The sequence below is a fragment of the Ruegeria sp. HKCCD7221 genome, from assembly GCF_013031225.1.
GTDB lineage: Bacteria > Pseudomonadota > Alphaproteobacteria > Rhodobacterales > Rhodobacteraceae > Ruegeria.
In genome coordinates this window covers 360,084-381,404 of sequence record NZ_WPZE01000003.1, presented here as the reverse complement: position 1 = coordinate 381,404, position 21,321 = coordinate 360,084, and the positions used below count along the sequence as shown (strand labels likewise).

At 53.5% G+C, this 21,321-nt stretch carries 14 protein-coding genes and 2 pseudogenes; 5 read left to right on the top strand and 11 right to left on the bottom strand.

The annotated features are described in order from the left end of the window. Window positions 1-28: 28 nt before the first annotated feature. The 9 genes from GOX73_RS10900 to GOX73_RS10860 form a co-directional block, all read right to left on the bottom strand. Window positions 29-1,219 (bottom strand): Gfo/Idh/MocA family protein, encoded by a 1,191-nt coding sequence (locus GOX73_RS10900; RefSeq protein WP_171125982.1) that lies wholly within the window; start codon window positions 1,217-1,219, stop codon window positions 29-31. Further along, a complete protein-coding gene (locus tag GOX73_RS10895; protein WP_171125984.1) occupies window positions 1,212-1,886 on the bottom strand; it encodes a hypothetical protein in 675 nt (224 codons plus the stop codon). Before GOX73_RS10895 ends, GOX73_RS10900 begins: the two co-directional genes overlap by 8 nt. Continuing rightward, window positions 1,876-3,066: a Gfo/Idh/MocA family protein gene (locus GOX73_RS10890; protein ID WP_171125986.1), complete on the bottom strand. Its 1,191-nt coding sequence runs from the start codon at window positions 3,064-3,066 to the stop codon at window positions 1,876-1,878. The genes GOX73_RS10895 and GOX73_RS10890 overlap by 11 nt, the downstream gene beginning before the upstream one ends. Continuing rightward, window positions 3,053-3,880 (bottom strand): citryl-CoA lyase, encoded by an 828-nt coding sequence (locus GOX73_RS10885; protein WP_170353336.1) that lies wholly within the window; start codon window positions 3,878-3,880, stop codon window positions 3,053-3,055. Before GOX73_RS10885 ends, GOX73_RS10890 begins: the two co-directional genes overlap by 14 nt. Beyond that, window positions 3,877-5,802 carry a bifunctional sugar phosphate isomerase/epimerase/4-hydroxyphenylpyruvate dioxygenase family protein gene (locus GOX73_RS10880; protein WP_371808589.1) on the bottom strand — a complete coding sequence of 642 codons (1,926 nt, stop codon included), beginning with the start codon at window positions 5,800-5,802 and terminating at the stop codon, window positions 3,877-3,879. Before GOX73_RS10880 ends, GOX73_RS10885 begins: the two co-directional genes overlap by 4 nt. Continuing rightward, window positions 5,769-7,064 (bottom strand): TRAP transporter large permease, encoded by a 1,296-nt coding sequence (locus GOX73_RS10875; RefSeq protein ID WP_170328647.1) that lies wholly within the window; start codon window positions 7,062-7,064, stop codon window positions 5,769-5,771. Before GOX73_RS10875 ends, GOX73_RS10880 begins: the two co-directional genes overlap by 34 nt. Then, entirely contained in the window at window positions 7,061-7,636 is a 576-nt protein-coding gene (locus GOX73_RS10870) for a TRAP transporter small permease (RefSeq protein WP_171125991.1), read from the bottom strand. The genes GOX73_RS10875 and GOX73_RS10870 overlap by 4 nt, the downstream gene beginning before the upstream one ends. Before the next feature lie 30 nt (window positions 7,637-7,666). Further along, window positions 7,667-8,677, bottom strand: a complete 1,011-nt coding sequence (gene dctP / locus GOX73_RS10865) for a TRAP transporter substrate-binding protein DctP (RefSeq protein WP_170429695.1) — start codon at window positions 8,675-8,677, stop codon at window positions 7,667-7,669. A gap of 100 nt (window positions 8,678-8,777) precedes the next feature. After that, on the bottom strand, window positions 8,778-9,860 hold the full coding sequence (locus GOX73_RS10860; protein WP_171125993.1) for a Gfo/Idh/MocA family protein: 1,083 nt from the start codon (window positions 9,858-9,860) through the stop codon (window positions 8,778-8,780). Between the two features lie 208 nt (window positions 9,861-10,068). Between GOX73_RS10860 and GOX73_RS10855 the strand changes: the two genes are divergently transcribed. Both GOX73_RS10855 and GOX73_RS10850 read left to right on the top strand, forming a co-directional pair. Next, window positions 10,069-10,722: a GntR family transcriptional regulator gene (locus GOX73_RS10855; protein WP_171125995.1), complete on the top strand. Its 654-nt coding sequence runs from the start codon at window positions 10,069-10,071 to the stop codon at window positions 10,720-10,722. Between the two features lie 264 nt (window positions 10,723-10,986). Next, window positions 10,987-11,934, top strand: a complete 948-nt coding sequence (locus GOX73_RS10850; protein WP_254429169.1) for a DMT family transporter — start codon at window positions 10,987-10,989, stop codon at window positions 11,932-11,934. Window positions 11,935-12,641: 707 nt separating this feature from the next. Here the strand turns inward: GOX73_RS10850 and GOX73_RS10845 are convergent. Beyond that, complete coding sequence (locus tag GOX73_RS10845; RefSeq protein WP_171125997.1) at window positions 12,642-14,252, bottom strand: hypothetical protein; 1,611 nt, start codon at window positions 14,250-14,252, stop codon at window positions 12,642-12,644. 236 nt (window positions 14,253-14,488) lie between these two features. On the opposite strand from GOX73_RS10845, the pseudogene GOX73_RS10840 reads away from it, so the two are divergent. Both GOX73_RS10840 and GOX73_RS10835 read left to right on the top strand, forming a co-directional pair. Beyond that, window positions 14,489-15,109, top strand: a pseudogene (locus GOX73_RS10840) (IS3 family transposase); the annotation flags it as partial. A 203-nt stretch (window positions 15,110-15,312) separates the two neighbouring features. Beyond that, on the top strand, window positions 15,313-17,112 hold the full coding sequence (locus tag GOX73_RS10835; protein WP_171125999.1) for an LTA synthase family protein: 1,800 nt from the start codon (window positions 15,313-15,315) through the stop codon (window positions 17,110-17,112). Between the two features lie 1,008 nt (window positions 17,113-18,120). On the opposite strand, the pseudogene GOX73_RS10830 reads toward GOX73_RS10835, so the two are convergent. After that, a pseudogene (locus tag GOX73_RS10830) lies at window positions 18,121-18,783 on the bottom strand (substrate binding domain-containing protein). Window positions 18,784-19,203: 420 nt separating this feature from the next. On the opposite strand from GOX73_RS10830, the gene GOX73_RS10820 reads away from it, so the two are divergent. Beyond that, on the top strand, window positions 19,204-21,195 hold the full coding sequence (locus tag GOX73_RS10820; RefSeq protein ID WP_371808588.1) for a DEAD/DEAH box helicase: 1,992 nt from the start codon (window positions 19,204-19,206) through the stop codon (window positions 21,193-21,195). Window positions 21,196-21,321: the final 126 nt, after the last annotated feature.

Sequence of the window (21,321 nt, the reverse complement as noted above, 5' to 3'; positions counted from 1 at the left end):
CGTGTTTTTCATTCTTGTTGGCAGAGCCTTAGAGAGTGACCCAGTCACCTCCGGACTGGTTAGAGCGCACGGAGGCTTCAATAAACCGGACGCCATCTGCACCTTGTTCGACACTGGGATAAGTAAGCCAATCATCCGGAACGGTAACGCCATCCCGACGCGCGGCTACGGCCATAGCAAATTCCGTATAGAGGTTGGCCCAGGCTTCGATAATCCCTTCTGGGAAGCCGCGCGCGGTCCGGATTAGACGTTCTGCGCCGGGGCCGATGCCATGCCCGTGACCTCGGCTGATGATACGATCCGGCTCACCGAACCGATTGAACTTCAGCTGTTCCGAATTCTCCAGGTCCCACTCGAGACCTCCTTCGTTCCCGAATATGCGCAACCGCAACCCTCCCCGATTCCCGGGGGCAAGGCGTGTCGCCATCAGGGTCCCCGGAACCTCGTTTTGATAGCGGGTGAACATGAATGCTGTGTCTTCCAAAGGCTTTGGCGCGCCGCAGACATGAAACTCAGCCCGTAGGTCGGTCAAGGGCAGGCCCGAGACAAAACTGGCGAGATGCGCGGCATGGGTGCCGATATCGCCGACACAGCTGGTCGGACCAGAAATCTTTGGGTCCAGCCGCCATTTGACGTGGGGCGCATCTGCCACATCATCGGGCGTCATCCAGTCTTGCATGAACTCGACGTGGATTTGGTTGATTTTACCGATGCCGCCTTCCGCCACGATTTGTTTGGCCTGACGGATTACTGGAAAACATGACATCGCATAGCCGACAGCAAAGATGTGTCCCGTGCGCGCGGTAATCTCCTCAATCCCTTCGGCCTCCGCGACTTCGTTGGTCAGGGGCTTATCGCACAGCACGTCAATGCCCGCCTCCAGAAAGGCTTTGGCCGCTTCGAAATGAACGTGGTTCGGGGTGGTGATCATGACGGCATCTACGCCATCCGGGCGTGCCGCCTCGGCCTTTGCCATCTCGTCGAAGGACGCATAGCACCGGTCGGCCGGCAGGAACCACTCGGCCCCGCGCGCCTTGCTTCGCATGGCGTCAGAACTGAGCGCTCCTGCGACGACCTCCCACCGGTCGGTCATCCGCGCGGCCGTTGCCTGCGTGACAGAGATACGTCCGCCGCCAACAACACCCAGCCGCAAACGGCGAGACAATCGGGGGAAAGGTCCGTCAAAGTTCAGGTCTTCGGAAAAAAGTCTCTCAGCCATTCTGAATCTCCATTTCCGGGACCCGTACGCCTTCCGGCAGCATTTCCACCGCCATGAAAATGCTGGGGGTAATCGTCTCGTACTGATGCCAGGGATAGTTGCCTTCGGCGTCATACATCGGTTTGTGCGTCGTGCCGGGGGCCATGAATTCTTCGAGGTAAAGGGATTCAACATCCCGCTCACGGCATTGCTGCATTTTCCCAAAGCCTACGATTTGTGTATGCACTTCGCGAAACCCCGGTACCGGGCAGAACGGATGATCCTTGTGCAATCCGACATTCAGCGGCACCGAGCCGGAATGGTACATGGTCAGCCCAACGTTACCCACAAAGACCTTTGGCGACATGTAGTGGCTGACACCGCGTAAACGCTCCTCTTGGCGAACATCAAAAGCAGATGGCCATGTATCTTTCACCCATGCGAACAACTCGTTGTCATCGGCATGGGCGTCGAAATCGTGGACAATGACTGTACGTTCCACGCCGCTAAGCGTGCTGTCTTGCACGATCACAGAGGAAAGCGGTGCAATGGTCTGATCCTCGACAGAGAGATTTCGCCCCCCAAGGTTAAGGACGATGGCGCGACCCTCGATAGAAATTCTGCGCTCGTCAGTTATGTGCTGGACGCGAAAGAATGGCTGAGCAAAGTCGAGTGTCTCAATCGGCATGAACCAATTCCTTCCTCTCATCGTTAAGGAAATCGACCGGCAAAGGCTCCGGAGCCGCGCAACGGCTTTCTATCGTCTGATAGGCGCCAAATTTTGGTGCCCGTTCGATCGCGTCCATGACCTCGAAAACGTGGTAGGCGAGCGCTCCACTTGCGCGGGGTTGGCGTCCTTCTTGCGCCGCCAGGGCCAGATCCAAAAGGCCGAGCCCGCGGCTGTCTTCATTGAATCCATGTTTGTTTTCGACCACTTGCCAGTCCTCGCGACCTGTTGGACGGGGCTGATGAGACCAGCGCGAGGTGTCCCGCGTTTTCAGCCAAACATCCCCTTGAAAGATATTGGCACCATGAACCGGGTCTGGGTCTGGGATGCTGATGGTGCCTTTTTCACCGTAGATCTCGAACCGCGGCGTTTCGCTGTCCCAGACGTCGAAGCTCATGGTCATCGACCCTATAGCTCCGGAGGAGAACTGCAGCAGGCTAAGGGAGTGCGTGTCGACCTCGACGTCCATCCATTCGCCGTTGCGAGGGCCGTTTTCGATCATCCTTTTGTCGAAAGTGCATCGCGCCATTCCGGCGACCCGGTCAACCGGACCAAGGCAGCAAACCATGGCGGTCAGGTAATATGGCCCAAGGTCCAGCAAGGGCCCGCCACCGGCCTGGTAGTAGAAATCCGGGTTGGGATGGTGGCGTTCCGTCCCGTGGGTACCGACATGGGCAAAAACCCCTGTCGGTTTGCCAATGGCACCCTCATCGATCAAGCGCCGAACGGTTTGCCAACGACCGCCCAGAAATGTGTCGGGTGCGCAACCGACTAGTAGCTCCTTTTCAGAGGCCATGTGCAGAATCGTCTTACCATCCGTTCGATCCATAACCAGCGGCTTCTCGGAATAGACGTGCTTGCCCGCCTCCAACGCACGCAGGCTGATTTCGGCATGCGCCGCCGGAATTGTCAGATTCAGAACGCAGTCAATCGTCGGATCGTCAAACACCCCATCTGGCGCACAGGCCTTGGCGATACCGTATTGATCTGCCTTGGTGCGGCTTTCCGAAGGGTCAAGGCTTGCGCAAGCCACGACCTCAACGTTTGAGAATTTGGATAGTGTTTTTAGATAAATATCGCTGATACGACCACAGCCGATAAGGCCGACCCGGAAGGATTTCGATGTCTCACGTGTCATCATTCCTGTCTTCGTAGAGGGGTAAGTAATTAGGGGGCATCGGCCCTTTGTTGCGGCCACCCTGGTTCATCTGTTCCCAAGCGTGGGCGAGTATTCCGACCGAGCGGGACAGGCAGAACAGCCCTCGCGACAAGGGCGCAGGAAAGCCAAGTTCGCAGAAGATCACAGCTGTCGCGCCGTCAATATTCATGGCAATTGGCCGACCGCCTCGTTGACGACCGAGTTCGGCTTGAACCTCTTCTCCGATATCGGCAAACCGGCCAGAAACTGTGCCTTCTGCCGCCGCATCTCGAACAAGTTGCATCAATCGGGGTGCGCGTGGATCGACAGGTTTGTGAAACCTGTGACCAAAGCCCGAGACGATCTTGCCATAGGTCTCGCGCCAGCTGTCCAGACCGTCCTTCACTGCGTCATTCAACGATGCTCCGCAATCCATGCGAGCTGCGATATCATAGTACAGCTCTGCACACTGCTCTCCTGCCCCGCCGTGCACGTCGCCCAGCATGTTCACCGCAGTCGCCATCGCGTTATTGAGACCTACCCCGCAGGTGGCGGCCATACGCGCAGCCGCGATTGAGGGAGCCTGTGGGCCGTGATCCACGCCTGCGACCAAAGCGGCTTCGAACAGGCGCGCTTGCGCGTCGCTGGGTAGATCGCCCCGCACCATAAGCCAGATCATCTGCGGGAAAGATACGTTTCCGATCAGGTCCTCTATGGCGTTGCCACGAAAAGAGATCTGTCCGGGTTTCATGTCGATGATGGAGGTACGCCACCATTGGCGAACGGCGCGCTCATCGTCTGTCGTCTGCGCGGTCATTGCGTCTGCACCTCTTTCACCGGCTGGGTTTTGCTTTGCGCAGCAAGGCGAATGGGTGCATTGCGCGCGCCATAACCGGCATAGCCCATACGGCGTTCAACAATTTCGAAGAAGAAGCCGTTAAAGATGGGGCGGCTGTATATCTGAAAATACTCAGCACCCGCCGCCCGATCGTAGAGAATGTTCCCCCTGCGCAATTGGGCGACCAAATCGTCATCCAATCCGAATGTCGCTTGCAGATCAGCGTAGTAGTTCTCCGGGATGGACAGGCTGGGAAAGCCAGACTTGAGCAACTGGGCTGAAGTTTCAAAAACATCATCCGACTGGAAGGCAATGTGCTGAACACCAGCCCCAAAGCCATCTTCAAGGAATGACGCCGCCAGTGTTCGACGCCCAACTGCCCCATTCAGGTTTAAGCGCACTTCGCCTTCGGGACTTTCGATAGCCTGGCTTTGCACGACACCAGACGGGTCGGCGACGTTCACGATAGGGGATTTTGCCATCTCGAAAGTCGAAATGTAGTAGAGCAGCCAGCTTTGCATCTCATCGTGACGCATCGTCTGGGCCAGATGGTCGATACGACGCAGACCGGCAGGTTGGGTGGATTTGGTTTTAGCAACCGGCTCGAACTCAATGTCCCATACCCGATGGAGATCGGATTTCTCATCGATGAAATGAACGACGTTGCCACCAACGCCCCGAATGGCCGGGATATCCAGTTCCCCTGTTCCCACCGGTTGTGAGAAATTCGGCGCGCCCAACGCGGTCGCCCGCTGAACCGTCTGATCCGCATCTTTGACACGCAACCCCATGTCACAAACGGAGGGGCCGTGACCCAGGAACGCCGAATGGGCAAATCCTTCCTTTTCGGTATTCACAACGATGTTTATCGCGCCCTGCCGCCACAGCTCGACGGACTTGGATACGTGCTTTCGCTCCATTCGAAAACACATTGCTGACAACATATCTGCCAGCTGCGCGCCGCTTGTTTCGTCGGCTGTAAATTCGACGAATTCGAAGCCTGACGCATAGACGCGTTCCGGCAGGTCCGGGATGCCGAAATCGGTTCCCGGCTCGGTCCGGGATACCTCATCCAGGAGGTTCACCAGCGACCTGTAGCTGTCTCGGGCCAGTGTTCGGCCACCGGGTTGAGGAGCTGCTTCGTTGACGCGTGCAACCGACCAAGGCCCTTTGTATCCGGCGCGGGACAACACGCGAACGAAGCCCGCAAGGTTCAGCGACCCAAGCCCTGGCAGAAGCCCAAAGTGCCGCTTGAGCCGACGTATATCCATCTCAAGCCGGGGTGCATCGGACAGTTGCACATGGAACAGCCGCTCTCCGGGAATGTCCCGAAGGCGGGCTGGTTTGGATCCGTCGGCAAGCGAGAAGAAGGAATTCAAAGCCAACCCCAGATTAGGGCTGTCGACAGCATCAACGACGCCTAACGCCTGTTCATCCGAGTGAATAAGATCCGACCATGGCAAGCTCATGTAGGCCAGACGCATCCCCATTTCTTTTGCGATTTGGGCCGCCTGGCCAAGGTCTGCTACTACCTGTTCTTCGGTCGCAGCGGCACCGGCCTCGAAAGCGGACCCGATTAGAAGCAATTCCGTTCCCAGCTCGCTCATCAGGTCGAGTTTGCGCTTCAGTCGATCAAAGGCGCGCTCACGTCCGGCTTCGGGCTGGCCTTCAAGATTATGGAAGGGTTGTAACAGGCATATCTTCAGGCCGAGGTCCGATGCAATCTTGCGGACTTGCGATGGCGGTCCGTCAAAAGCGGTCAAATCCGGTTCGTGTAATTCGACACCCCCGAATCCCGCGTCAGCGATAGCACTCAGCTTTTCAGCCAGATCACCGGGGATCGACGTTGTCGAAACCGACAGGCACATTATCCCTGATATCCAAACATACGCGGCAACCACAGGACCAGATCCGGCATCAGCATCATTATCACCAAGGCGAAGATGAGAACCGCGAGGAAGGCCCAGATTTCGGAGATGATTTCGCGCAGCGGAATGTCCGTCACGGCATTGATCACAAAGAGTAGAATGCCATAGGGCGGCGTGATCAAACCGATCATTGAGTTCACGACGACCAGCACTCCGAAATGCACCAGATCAATCCCGAGCGCTTCGCAGGTTGGAATGAACAGGGGCACGATCACCAGGATGATCGTTGTTGCGTCTAACACGCATCCCAGCGCGAGGATCAGCAGGTTTACGAGGATCAGGAATACAATCGGGCTAACATCCGAACCCTCCAGCAGTGCCGAGATCGACTGTGGAATCTGTTCCTGAATGACGATGAAGTTCAGAATGAACGCGCCACCAATGACCACCCCGACGGCGGCGGAGGAACGCGCGCTGTCGACGAACACTTGATAAAGGCCACGGAAGGTCAGCGCGCGGTAGAACAACGCTGCCAGTAGCAGAGCGTAGAATGCAGCAACTGCGGCGGCTTCGGTCGGAGTGGTGACGCCGCCATATATACCGTACAGCAGGATTGCGGGCATCAGCAGTGCCGGAAACGCGTTGGCGGTTTTAGCCGGCAATTCGCGCAGAGGAACAGGTTCTTCCAATGCAAAGTTCCGCTTTCCGGCCAGATAATAGTTCATCGCCATGAGGACGACGCCCATGATCAGGCCCGGAAGAATACCGGCCAGGAACAGCGACCCGATAGAGGCCTTGGAAACGAGCGCGTACAAAACCATCGGGATCGAGGGCGGAATGATCGGGCCAATCGTCGCCGACGCCGCCGTGATCGCGGCTGCGTAACCTCGGCTGTAGCGGCCATCCTTGGTCATCATCTCAATGATGATTTTACCGATCCCCGCGGCATCCGCGACGGCCGAGCCGGACATACCCGAAAAGATCAGAGACGCTACCACGTTGACGTGCCCGAGACCGCCCTTGAACCGACCAACAGCGGCGACGCAGAAGTTCAGCAGACGGTCCGTGATCGAGCCCGCGTTCATGATATTGGCGGCGACGATGAACAAAGGCACGGCAAGCAGGATCGTGCTTTTGTAGAAGCCCTGCAGGATCTTCTCGCCTGCGAGTGCTACGTCCAGCCCGGCCGTGCCCAGATACACCAATGAGGCCAAAAGGATGGAATATCCGATAGGTGTCCCGATGCCTGCCAAAAGAAAGAGAGCGAGCAGGCAGGAAAGAAGTTCAAAACTCATTTCTTAACTTCCTCGTCCCCTTCGACGTCGACACGGGGATGATCGTCAACGACGTTGTACCCAACGACCAGCTCCAACTCTGTCTTTGGTGGGCCATTGCGCATGACGTCGAAGAATAGCCACGCATAGCGCGCTGCGACGACCAGCATGAATACCGCGTAAATCGAGAATACTGTGCGCAAAGGTATCTTCTCGCCGGAAAACGGATTGCGGACCGTCGATGTCTTGCGGATCTTCATCCAATCGATGTAGTCCCACGTCGGAAGGAAGCTGTAGAGCATACCGACCACGATCGCTGCGGCCGCCAGCATCGCAAAGACCTGCCGCACGCGCATCGGCACGGAAAGGTAGATGATGTCGAACTTCACGTGATCCCGTTCTCGCACTATGAAAGCGCAACTGAAGAAGATCACCCAGACCCACAGAATGCCGATAAGTTCAAGCGTCCATCCGGCGGGGGTAAAGAAGTACCGCAGAAGTATTTGTAGAAGGAAGATCAGGAAGATTGCCGCCAGCATCCCGCCGGCAATCGCTTCGGTCAGTCGGGAGAACCCCTTTATAAAGGCTTTCATTGTGGTTCTCCCTCCATTGTCTTACTGGGCTCAGTTGCCCAGAGCGTTGATCTGATCCAGAACGCCTTCGGGCCATGAGCCAGCGAACTCGCTGTCCAGATACATAGACTGTACCTGATCGCGGAACGCTGCCAGATCGGGTTCGTAGATCTCCATGCCCTGCTCTTTCAGGAAACTGACAAGATCCTCTTCTTTCTGAAGCTGCTTCTGACGGCCCGACTCAGCGGCTGCGTCCGCAGCTTCCTGAACCTTGGCTTGCTGTTCCGGCGTCAACCCGTCCCAAACTTCTTTGCCAATGGCGATGTAGTTCAAGTCGACCAAGTGCGATGTCAGGATGATCTGATTGGTCACTTCGTAAAACTTGGCATCAACCACGGTCGGCAATGGGTTGTCCTGACCGTCAACGGCACCGGTCGACAGAGCTGTGTAAACCTCTGAGAACGCCATTGGTGTCGGGGCGGCACCCAACGCTTTGCCAAGGAACTGCCACGCATCTGTGCCCGGCATCCGCAGGTTCACACCCTCCAGATCAGCCGGGGTGCTGACGGTCAGTTCATCCTTGGGTTGGCGCAGGTTCACCTGACGACGGCCCAGATACATGACCGACAGCAGTTTGACGCCCAGCTCTTCTTCGGCTTTTTGCTTGAAGGCATCCATCAAGGGATCGTTGAAGACAGCCACCTGATGCGCGGCGTCCTGGTGGACATAGCCTGCGGTAAAGATCGAAAACTCGGGGAAGAACTGTGCCAGTTCCTGCGCCGAGGTGATCGACATTTCCAGGTTACCCCGGCTGATGGCGTCCAACTCGGTGCCTTGGGCGAAGATGGTTCCATTATAACTGGGTTCGTAGCTTGCGAAATCAGCGACCATGGGTGCGAAAACCTCGGCCATAGCGACCGAGCGCTGATCGGTCTCCGACCCTGATGTTGCGAGGCGAAGTTGGACTTTGTCTTCCGCCAGCGCACCACTTGTTGCGCTAAACAGAACACCGGTTGCGACCAGGGCTGATACAGCAGCCCGGCGGGTAAGTTTGGTAATCACTTTGCTCCTCCCTGAGACATCATGATGCTTCTTTTTTGCGATTCAGAGTTTTGACCTATTTTGGACATTTTGCAAGATTTTTTACAAAATATCTGATATTTTAGACTGCCGTCATACCTACCACTGGTGTTTTTTGTAAGTTTTTGATCCTGACCGTATCACCTGTTCTGCAGGAATTCTGAATAGCTTCAATAACTTGAAGCGTTCTGAAGCCTTCCCATCCAGACACAATCGGTTCTGCTTCGTGTCGAGCTACCTCAACAAAGTGCCTAAGCTGATTGACAAGAGGGTCAGACGCCCCCTTCTTCAGCGCGGTCGATGAGATTGGCGTCCACCAGTCCCTTTGCTCACTCTGGTAACTCCACAGGCGGAGATCGGGAACGGACAACGAACCATGAGAGCCACCTATCATGTAGCTACTCTCAGTGGTTGAAGGATAGATTGGATATTCCTGAGACGTCATCTCCCAGCTCCATGGAGCAACGATGCTGTCGGACACACTTATGGTCCCAATCGCCCCACTTTCGAACGTCAACAGAGCACCGGCAACATCTTCGTTGTCATAACCCCGCTGCGATGCAGCCGACTGAGCCTGTACGGTCACGACTTCTCCGGCCAGGTACCGCAGCAGATCGACGTCGTGGACCAGATTGACCGAGATGGGCCCTGCACCTGGTTTCTTTCGCCAGGGCGCAGCATCAAAATACTCGTCTGGCTTATAGAACCAGCAATTCGCATGGACAGCGCGCACATCTCCAATCTTCCCATCGGCTATGGCTTCCTTAGCCGACCGGATCAGAGGATTGTGTCGACGATGATGTCCGACCATCAGTGGCACATTGGCCTTCTCCGCTGCTTGAACAAGCTCAAGTGCAGCGGTGGCTTCTACGGCGATCGGTTTTTCGACAAGAACGGGACAACCATTTCGAACACACGTGAGGCCTTGTTCGACATGAAGCGTGGTAGGGGTCGCAAGAACAGCTCCGTCCGGCGCCTGGTCTGCAAACATTTCCTCAAGGGTCGCGTAACATGCGACTCCGTGCTCAACGGCGTAAGCACGACCGTCATCGCTGGGGTCGACCACCGCGACGAGATCAACATGGCGCAACGCTCGGATAGCGTCCGCGTGGCGGCGTCCAACAAGACCAATGCCGACAATGGCAATGCGAAAATTCTTAGACACTTTGCTTCCTTCCGGAGGGTCTGGAAAATCCCGAAACCGATGATTGCGATCGGGCTGCTTTGCCCAACTTGGCCACGACCGTATTGGGGTTTTCGCGATTCCGCAATAATGTATGATATTTTTACTTATACCATACATCAGTTTGGATTGCTGATGTCTCTGAAAAATGCTAATTGAACGAGGAAACTGATAATATCGGGTGAAACGCATGGCGAAACAGCCGTCTACGATAGGTGCAAGCACCTATCAGCGCATCAAGCGGGACATCATCTTCGGGGAGCTGCAGCCCGGCTCCAAACTGAAGCTGGACGCCTTGAAGGAACGCTACTCGGCAAGCCTTTCGACACTTCGTGAAACGCTGAACAGGCTCGCCAGCGACGGATTTGTCGAAGCTCCCGAGCAACGGGGTTTCCTGGTCACACCAGTATCACGAGAAGACCTGACCGAGATATCAGAGCTGCGAGTCCTGTTGGAATGCCACGCGTTGGAATTGTCCATTGCGAATGGCGACACGGATTGGGAAGGCAACCTCGTTGCCGCACACCACAAACTGCACCTGATGGAACAGCAGCTTCTCAAGGGCGACGAGTCCGAGAAAGAAACCTGGAAACGATATGATTGGGAGTTTCACCAAGCGATAATCGCGGCCTGCAACTCCAAAAACCTTCTGTCTCTGCACTCCATCATCTACGACAAGTACTTGCGGTATCAGATGCTTGTGCTGACTTATCGCGGCGAAGAGGCGGTCAAGGAGCACAAGGGCATGTTCGATGCCGCGCTGGCCAGAGACGCCGACACGGCGAAGAAACTGTTAGAGGATCACATCCGAAACGGCCTCACCCACACGTTGGAGGCTATGTAAGGCGGCATGCTGATTGCGTACTTCGACGTCTTCAGGTCGACTTGGCAGTGAAAATCTCAAAATTCTAAATCTAAATCGAGAAGTTTGTGAACGGCCCTTAGCTGCCCTTTGGCCCGGCCACCTGATGCGGCTGTGCGGCCCTTCAGAGGAGACATTCGCCACGATCGCTACATCCAATTCAACCCGAACTCGTGGATTGCGGGACTTTTGCCTGTCGTCGTATTGAGAACAAACAAGCATTTGGCGACATCTCTAAATGAAACGATGACCTCTGCCGAACCCATACCTCAATCTCCGGATCGCACCCTTGTTGGCGTTGCGCTGATGCTGGGGTTTTGCCTAACCGCTCCTTTGCTGGATGTGTCTGCGAAACTCGCGTCGACCAGTGTGCCGGTTGGGCAGATTATGGCTGCTCGGTTTGTGGTGCAATGTGTGCTAATGGCGCCTTTTATCTGGATAATGGGACTGTCGTTGCGCGTGGCGAAAGATCAGGTGATGGTGATGGTTTTCCGCTCATTGCTGCTGGTGTTCGCAACATTTTGCTTCATTGCCGCGATCCGGGTGATGCCCCTTGCCGATGCGCTGGCAATCGTGTTCGTTGCCCCTTTCATCGTCTTGTTGGTCGGCAAGTTCTATCTTGGAGAAACCGTTGGCCCGCGTCGCGTTGGCGCGGCGCTTGTGGGGTTTGTCGGGGTGTTGTTCGTCATCCAGCCAAGTTTCGCAGCTTTCGGCGCGGTTGCCATTATTCCGCTTGGCACGGCAGTTGCCTTCGCTTTCTACATTCTTTTGACCCGGGGGTTGTCGCGTCGGGTGCACCCTGTGACCCTGCAATTCCACACCGGCCTGATCGCCAGCCTGTTTTGCATTCCAGCTCTAATTGTTGCGCAAGGTTCCGGCTCTGATTTGTTTGATCCCGTTTGGCCGACAGACATCGCGTTGTTGTGGCTTTTGGGCGCTGGCTTTTTCGCGACGGTGAGCCACATGATGATGACCTATGCGCTGTCTTTTGCACCTTCCGTCACGCTGGCACCGCTGCAGTATTTTGAGCTGCCGGTCGCAACTTTGTTCGGCTATCTTGTCTTCAATGATTTCCCGAACACGCTTAGCCTGCTTGGCATTGCGATAATCATCAGTGCAGGGCTGTATATGATACATCGCGAAAGGGTGGCGGCCAGACAGCTGGTCACCGTACGTGCCGTACCTCCAATCTAAGGCTACTCGCTCGGTCCGTTCCGGACATACAAAGTGCAAACGCAAAGTCAAAAGCAGAAAAGTAAGGCACAATATTGGACTTAAACCAATTTCCGAACACTACCCATTGACTTCATTTCATTTATTTTGTTAATTTTCAACATGTTGAAAAAAATCCTACCACCCAGCCAGTTCATCAAGACATGGGAAAACAGCAAGTACTTGGGTCAGTGATACCCGAGAAATGCCCCGGTTGTTTCGGGGCTCTGACGCCCTCTGATTTCTCCTCTAGCAGGGGTTCCATGGGGGTGGGGAATAGGTATAAGTAATGAATAGAAACCGGAGGATAGAGAGTCCCGAGTATCCTCGTTCCTGATAATAATACATTGAGGGAGGAGGAGGTTATGGGGGAGATAAAGGACCCGTGGCACTCGCGGCCAATCGACGTTCACCGCTGGTCGGATCACCCAGAGGTTGCTGACTTGGTCGACCGCATCTGGGACGACTATCTGCCGAGTGATAAGACCTCCGGACCGAAGCCGAAGACCGCGTTCAGGCATCAACTCCGGGTGTTGGTTCTAGATCTGTATGTTGCTTGGCTGGAAGATCCGGAACTATCGATCGGCGTCTCTATGTGTCCATCGTCAGTGATTTTGGGACAGATGGCCGCCAGATCCTCTCTTAGCTCTGAGAGCCCTCTGTCCCAAAATCACTGACGACGGACACGGTTAGCAAAAGTTCTGGCGAGTGTTTTTGGAGATATGCATTTTGAAGAACTTGGACGTCCGGCATAGTTCAAACTCGTCTTCAAGTTTGGCCATCGCATCGCTCGAAAACACATTGGCTCTGTAAGGGTCCATGGATTCCAACACGATGTCTACATCATCCAAATCCAGAAAGTTAGCGGATCCTTCACGGTCCCAAGGCCAAACAGGATAGCTGACGACAGGTGGCGCTTCCAATGCGAGTGTGAAGTCATACCCTCCACCGGTGGACACGATACGTTTGGATTGAACGTCCGGCACAGATTGAAGCAATTGAATGCCGTCTGCAAAAATAACATAGGAATCAGCCCCGCGCTCTGGATCGCCATTCTTTCTTCGAGCGGCCAAAGCTTCTGATGCATTTGAAAGTCTTTCCTCCCGCGTATCCCCGGTTTTTTCTCCCGGCGAAAAATATGGCATCACATACATAGAGACAGGACCTTTCTCGATCAGGGAATAATCCTTCAGTTCAGAAGAAATCCGGACGTAATTTATCGAAGCGACCGCGCCTTGCGCAATGATCAGCGCTGCGAGAACCAAGGCCACTAGGTCCGACGAAGCGGAAGTGTCTGCGCTGCTCGCGCGAATACGCTCCGACAAAAGCAGCAACACCACAACCAATATCGGCAGCAGTTTCAAGTAGGCATAACCATTCATAAAGAGGCTGGCGGCCAAATATCCGAGGGTGCATGTGGATAGTGCAAATATGAAATTTGACGTTCCAGTGGGGTCGTTGCGATAGAGCGTTAAACACTTTGACGCGCAAACAAGAAGTATTGGGGACGCCGCAAGAACAATGTAAATCCCGTGCAGGATGCGGCCCTGTATCCCCCCCGCAGCACTTCTAATATCATTAGAAAATAGCAATTCAGTTGACTCGACCGTTCGGGTCAATGCGGGATCAAAGAGAAATATTGCTGATACAAATCCCAGAACAGTATAGAAAGAAATCTTCCTACCTCTGTTCACCCATACAGCCGGAAAATAGAACAGCGAAAACAGCAAGAAAGGTGTTTTCATAATTATAAGAAAAAATAAAACGCCGCCACAGAAAAGGCTGACCAAAAATTCAAGAATTTTCGTTAATTTTGAAGTTTTTGTTGCAAAAACAGTCAGAAACATCATCAAACAGATCGCGATGTGGTTATACGCAAAGCTGTGGCTGATTGTATCTATAAAGCCATCTTCGATGCAATTAACACCGAGAATAATAGCGGCTGAACAAGTGAGAAGAATAATGGCGTTATCTATTGAGACGCGTCCAAGCAGTACAGTTGATCCAAAAATAAATGCAAAAAGGAACAGCAATACGTATGTGTAATCAATCGCTTTTAAAGTCGGCCCAAAAGAATTAAATGCCAAAACAATGAAAGAAGTGAAACCTCCACCATAATGATGAGGATAGTCAAGAACCGGGTGCAGCCCGTTGAACCCACGCCAGCCAAGATTTCCATAAAACAGTGTGTCAACAATGAAGCCATCGTCCAACAAGACCGGTACAGCGATTCTGGATAAGATAAAACCACAACAAATCAGCACGCCAACGCCAATTGTCAGAATGTTCAATTTAGTCATGCACTATACCAAAAGATGAAAATACCAGGAGATGAAATCGAGCTGAAGGTGCTCAGTAAAATGTATTCGCAGCGCAATTTGATAAACAAGTTTGATCCTATAAGATGACCGTTGGTTTTTTAAGCAGTGTAGCGACCATGCCATATTTCTGCGTTTGAATTATCTCTTCTTGAAATCACGGGACAACGGAATGACAGCCACTGCGCGACGCACAAGCAATATTCAGCAGAGGGTCTGTCAACGACGGGCGGATTGAACGGCTTTGGCGACGAGAGGGGCTGAAAGTGCCAGTGAAACAACCGAAGAAAGGACGGCTCTGGCTGAACGATGGGTCGTGTGTTCGCCTGAGGCCGGAGTATTGCAACCACGTGTGGTCCTATGACTTCGTCCATTGCCGAACCGATGATGGCAAAGCCTTCCGGACGCTGAACATCCTTGATGAGTACAGCCGTGAATGTTTGGCTATCAGGGTCAAGCGGAAGCTGAACTCGACCGATGTAATCGACGTCCTGACAGACCTGTTCATACTACGCGGCGTGCCGAGTTTTATACGTTCTGACAATGGGCCGAAATTTGTCGCCCAGGTTGTCCGAGATTGGATCGCCGTCGTTGGCGCCAAGACGGCTTACATCGAACCTGGCAGCCCGTGGGAGAACGGATATTGCGAAAGCTTCAACGGGAGAATGAGGGATGAACTGCTCAACGGCGATATCTTCTACAGCTTGCGCGAGGCTCAAATTCTTATCGAACAATGGAGAAAACACTACAACACAAAACGACCCCACAGTGCACTGGGCTATCGCCCGCCAGCGCCCGAAACCATCGTCCCGATGGATCACAGGCCAATGATGCCCTAACAATCAAATTGGACCAGTCAGATGAGGCTGCTCAACGGCAAGTATCGCCGAGCGAGGAGCATTTCAATTGGAAATGCCAACTTTCAGCTTCAACAACACGGAAATATTAGGCACTTCAAGCTTACAACTATTCCGCAAACAAGTTAATTGTGTCTATTGATATGTGACTTGTTCCAGCTGTCGCATCTATAGAATACTTACCTATGCAACCAGTGAAAACATTATTTGAAAACGGTGTCTGCAAGTACGTGAAACACGGCTTATTGTTCATTTTAAGTTTTTGGCCACGTGTTGTAACTCTGTTTTTCGCATTGCTGGTTCTGAACCTATTGCATCGAGCTATTGCCATTTCGCGATACTATCAGTCTTCGGTTAAGCCGGTTTACATGCCTGAGAACACGATCGAAGGTATCAGGATACTCTGGGTCGCACACAGCGAAAGCATTTTAACCGGGCTTAGAGAAGACGCGCTATTTTCATTTGCCGCCGCTGTTGCACTTGCTCTTCTACCTGTAGGCAACTGGCTGCGTGTTGTCGCAATAGTGCTGCTGTCCTTTTTTTTAACGGCCAATCTGGAACATATCCTCTATAACTTTACACATATCAATATTGGTACCATTCATAACGCGCTTGACGTAACATTTGTCAAAGGACAGCTGTCAGAAAGTCTGTTTAGGGCACTAGTAGTATTGTTGGTTGGTACCTTAGCGACTGCCAGATTATTGACTATTCCCGTCTTTCGCCGCCTTGGCCTCTGTCTTGCCGCACCCGTCCTGATGATGGCGTTTTGGCTCCCGGACAATTTCAGCTTTACGCAACCGGCTTGGATGCAAAGCCATCCTCTTATGCCGAGCTTATCGAAAGGCGATGTCCCGACCAGCCCACGCAGCTTTGCCCAAAGTGCCTTTGAAACTGTTAATCCACCCGTTCCAAAACAAGGTGGCTACAATGTGCTGCTCGTTTACATGGAAGGCCTGTCTCAGATTAGTATCCAGCATGGAAACATGTCGACATTGCGGGCATTGGCCGAAGAGAACATTTCCTTTACGCGGTATCTGGGCAACCAGATTGTAACAGCTAACGGCCTTTATACTTCGTTAACGGGCGACTTCCCCTATTTTGCTTCTAAAGAACTGAAATGGGACGAACTCGAGTCAAACAACGAACTTGTGCTTGGTGCCTTGCCTGCCCTGTTCCGCAACTCCGGGTACCATACCGCTTTTCTGCAAAGCGCCCCGTTGGGCTTTATGAACAAGGGCAAGGTTCTACCAATATTGGGATTCGACGTGACCCTGGGCCGAACGGCTTGGGACCACTACTATTCGAAAGACGGTTGGGGCATCGACGATCGGGCGCTTTTCGAACACGTTCTTGATTATGTCATTGCACGTCCGCCCGATCAGCCATGGTTTGTTTCTGTGTTAACCACGGGGACACACAGCCCTTATAATATTCCGGCCGAATTTATGCCCAATGCGTCGTCAGATCGTTATCGTGCGCTTGCCTATCTGGACCTTGCAATCGCAGACTTGATGAACGGGTTGCAGGCAAAAGGCTTGTTGGACAAGACAGTAGTAATATTTACTTCAGACGAATCCCGAGAAAATGCTTTGAATAGTCCACCAAAGGACCAACTTATCCTGAACTGGTTGCCTTTGGTTGTTCGGCACCCCTCGCAACGGCGAGAAATTCTGGATTTCTTTGTCAGTTCACACCGTTTTCCAGAGATCATATCCACTCTAATCGAGGAACCCTCTGCAGATGGGCTATCTAGCCTGAACTCTGTAAAGGTCCCCAAAATCATGGGCAACGCTTACGCAGACAGGTTATTTTGGTTTGAAGAAGAAACGGAGATGCTGCTCTCATGCAATACTCGAAGTTTTATATGCGCAGAATTTTCGGAAGTGGCTGATCCCATGACGATGACGAACACCTTGCCGGATAGAATAGCCTACTATCCCAATCTCGAAGTATTGCTATCGCAAGAGGAATCCTCTGATTGATGTGATTTATTGAACTTCAAATTCAGAGCGTGATAAATTCAATTTGTCCCAAAACAACTCCGCCCCAAACTGTCAGCACCAGCGACCAGCCGTCTGCGGTCTTATCAGCGCCAGTGGATGGTTATCTAGCGGTCTGAAATGCCCCGTGCTCACTCGTCCTTTGTCCTCGTTCCGCCACCGCTTCGCTCCGCAAAACGCCCCCGAAACCGCCCCAGTTTCTCGAGCTTCGGTAAAAAGCCGATAACAATCATCGGTGGGCAAGGATTCCTACCACCCCAGCCAGTTCATTCCTACATGGAACGACTGCAGGTGCTTGGGGCTAAACGCTAATTGCTGGCGTTCGCTCGCATCCGGTATTGCATGAATGTTCGAATATCACTCGAGTTCGTGCGATTCGGCGGCGAAGATCAAATCACGCTTTGACTGTGCTGCCCCTTCGCTCTTGTATTGGTTTTGCCGTGCTTCAGGCCGTGATTTCGTTGAAACCGATGTAGGGAGCGGGAGAAGTCCACGATACGCCTTGTTACGAGTTCGAATGAAAATCATCACCGTAGAACTCGATTAGCAGAGTCCCAGAGGCTATGCAGAGATCATAGGGGGCACCAGCAAGTTCTTTCCCTGCCTCTAGACTGAGGAGGGAGACCTTAAGACTTCGGAAGTCTACTTCGACGATTGTACCCGAAAAACGGAGGAAGATCTGGCCGCTCGTGCTCAGGTTTTTTTGACGCTGGAGCCTATTGGCAACGGCCGGCCGATTATGTCGTCAACCGAAGACCACCCTCGTAGACATAACCCTCGGCGGCGCCTAGCGGGTTGCCGGCGGAGTTCCGCTTTGTTTTCTTTTTACAGAAAGCCGCCATTTGCTACGCTAGGCATGAATGACTGCCCTGCGGACAAAGTTGCCATTCGACAAATTCCATTGAAAGTCCGCTGTCAAAAAAAGTACCAAAGCCAAGGAATTCGTTCAGGCAGCGAAATTTATGCGCCGTCACGGGAACACTTGCTACTCTATTCTGCCAAGAAATCAATCATTGCACGGGTCTTAGCCGGCAAATTTGAGCGGCTTGCATAGATGACATGCACTCCGGCGGGTGGCGAGCTGTACTCTTCCGGGATCGGAACTAAAAAGCCTCTCGAATTCTCCTTTTGGCAAGAAAGTTCTGGTAGGCGCTTAATGCCGCGACCCGCCAGCGCAAATGCTTTCTCGGCTTGCGCGTCATTGCAGCGAACCTTGGGAGCGATTGGAACATTAATCGTTTCAGAATTTTGCCCGGGATATGTCCAGCTCTGCGAAGTTCCATGTGCTGTGAAATCTATCAAATCGTGGTTGGTCAGATCACTGGGATGGATCGGCAGCCCCTTGCGCTCCAAGTAAGACGGTGCGGCGACAGTAAGACGTCTGGCCTTGAACAACTAGCGGGTGATGAAGTCCGACGGTCGCAATGCTCCGATCCGCACCAATAGATCAATGCCTTCGGAAATCATGACGGCGCGTCGCTCGGAGACGTCGATGTTCAAAGTGACATTTGGATAGCGCTCAAGAAATTCGGGAAACCAGTGGTTCAGGCATCCATGGGCGAAGACGACTGGAACGCTCATGCGCAATTCGCCGTAAGGTCTGTCCCCGATGGCATGAAGTCGGCCTTCGATCGGGCGGGTTTTTTCTATCATCCTGCGGGCGTTTTCAAAATACGTCTGGCCAGGTTCCGTCAGGCTAATCTTTTGGGTTGTCCGATTCAGCAAACGGGCGCCCAGTCAGGTTTAAAGGCGCGCAAGGCACGTGCACGGCTAATGCCCCACCTTGAAGGAAAACACTACCCATGAAGCCTTTGTTCAAGTGCGTGCTAACGGCAAACGTACGATTTCGAATTTGGTTTAATCAAAATTCTTACAGCGGCCATCGGTTGAGCGGGTAAAAAAGTCCATTTCCTGTGATTGACACATTCTCTTTCAAACGCAGTTTACGGACTATACATCCGCACCAAATACCACTATCGCCAGGTCTTTCCCCGCATTTGGTGACCCATGCAAGATTTCTCTGACCTTCCGCAAACCTTATCCATAGCACTTTCCCAAAAAGGCTACAGCGGCTTGACGCCTGTACAAAAGGCTGTGTCAGACGAAGCGCTGGCGGGAAAAGATCTGCTTGTCTCTGCGCAAACCGGGTCTGGCAAAACCGTAGGCTTCGGGCTGGCGATGGCGAAAGAGCTTCTCGACAAGCACGGTCGGTTGGACCGACCAGCCGTGCCGCTGGCCATGGTCATTGCACCCACGCGCGAACTGGCCTTGCAAGTCCGGCGAGAGTTCGACTGGCTGTTTGCCGAGGCCGGAATAGTCACTGCGTCAGCCGTCGGTGGCACGGATGCCCGTACAGAGCGCCGGACGATTGAGCGCGGCGCGCATGTCGTGATCGGCACACCCGGACGGCTGCGTGATCATATCTCACGTGGCGTCATCGATCTGAGCGATTTGCGGACTGTCGTTCTCGACGAAGCCGACGAGATGTTGGACATGGGGTTCGCCGAAGACCTTCAATACATCCTTGACCAAACGCCTGAAAACCGCCGCACCTTGATGTTCTCGGCCACTGTTCCGCGAGGAATCGCCAAGCTTGCCCAGACTTACCAGAAGGAAGACGCGCAGCGGATCAAGGTTGGAAACGCAGAAGCACAGCATTCGGACATTACCTATAGCGCCTTGAACGTAGCCCCGTCAGATATCGAAAAAGCAATCATCAATTTGCTGTGCTATCACGACGCACAAACCGCGATCGTGTTTGCAAATACCCGATCCATGGTTGCGCGTCTGACCGCAAAATTCTCCAATCGGGGTTTTTCTGTCGTCTCACTGTCAGGGGAACTTAGCCAGACAGAGCGCACCAATGCACTGCAAGCCCTGCGTGACAGGCGCGCGCAGGTCTGCGTTGCGACAGACGTGGCCGCCCGTGGCATTGATCTTCCAGGGTTGGAGTTGGTGATCCATGCAGATCTCCCGTCGAATGCGGAAACTTTACTGCATCGCTCGGGGCGCACGGGCCGCGCCGGGCGCAAAGGAATGTCCATCTTGATCGTACCAGGACGGCACCGCTCGAAGGCGCAACGATTGCTGAAAACGGCCAAGTTGGAGGCCGAATGGGGCGTTCCTCCCTCAGCGGATGAGGTGCTCGCTCGGGAAGAGGTGCGCATCATTTCCAATCCTGCCTTAGATGAGCTGCCAAGCGTCGAGGAAACGGCTTTTGCAGAACGGCTGCTTAAGGGAAGGACACCAGAGCAGGTCGCGGCAGCCTATTTGCGCCTCTACCGAGAGCGCCACTCAGCGCCGGAGATTCTGGGAACGGTGTCAGAGACTAAAAAAAGCAAATCTGAAACGCGCGCGGCGTTTGGGCCAAGCACTTGGTTCTCACTTTCCTTGGGGCGCAAACAGCGTGCAGAGCCGCGTTGGTTGTTGCCAATGCTGTGCCGCAATGCGGGTCTCTCCAAAGACGCCATCGGCGCAATCCGCGTTCAATACCAAGAGACTTTTGTCGAGATTGCCAATGATGCAGTGCCTGCAATGAAAAAAGAATTGGGTGCCGAGCTCACCATAGAGCAAGGTGCGACGCTGACTGAGCTGGCGGGCACACCAGATTTCGATGCCTCGCCTAAGGGGCCGCCTGCGGCACCACATTCATCAGACGACGCTGTCATGAACAAAAGGCCTCGTTCAGGCAAACCGTCAAATGCTGCGCGCACCTCCAAACGCTCAGAGCAAAATGCCCAGATTGCGTCCGAACGCCCAAAGGACAGAAGAAAGCCCGCGGCAAGCACATCGGATAGGCAAGCTAGAGAAGACAAACCAAAGCAGGCAAATGCTTTGCGCTCGCAGCGGACAAGCGAGATCGGAACGGCAAAATCACAGCCCACCGCGAAGGGAAAGAAGGGGCAAAAACGTGACAAGAACGCCTCTGACTCATCTAAATCTCTGAGAGCACGAAAAGCGCTTCACAAGGCTAAAAACAAAGGTTCCAACGCATCTCGTTCAAAACACAGAAACGACAAGGGCGGAGAAGCAAGACCCTTCCGCAAGCCTTCAAAGAGAAGCTGAGCGTTCAGACACCTGTCGGTAGGTGTTGGGAAAAGATATCGAATGTGTCTCTTCGCACAGGCAAACCACAATAGTATGCCCATGCGGCACGTCCACGTCTTTTGGCAGCAATTTAAGGTAAAAATT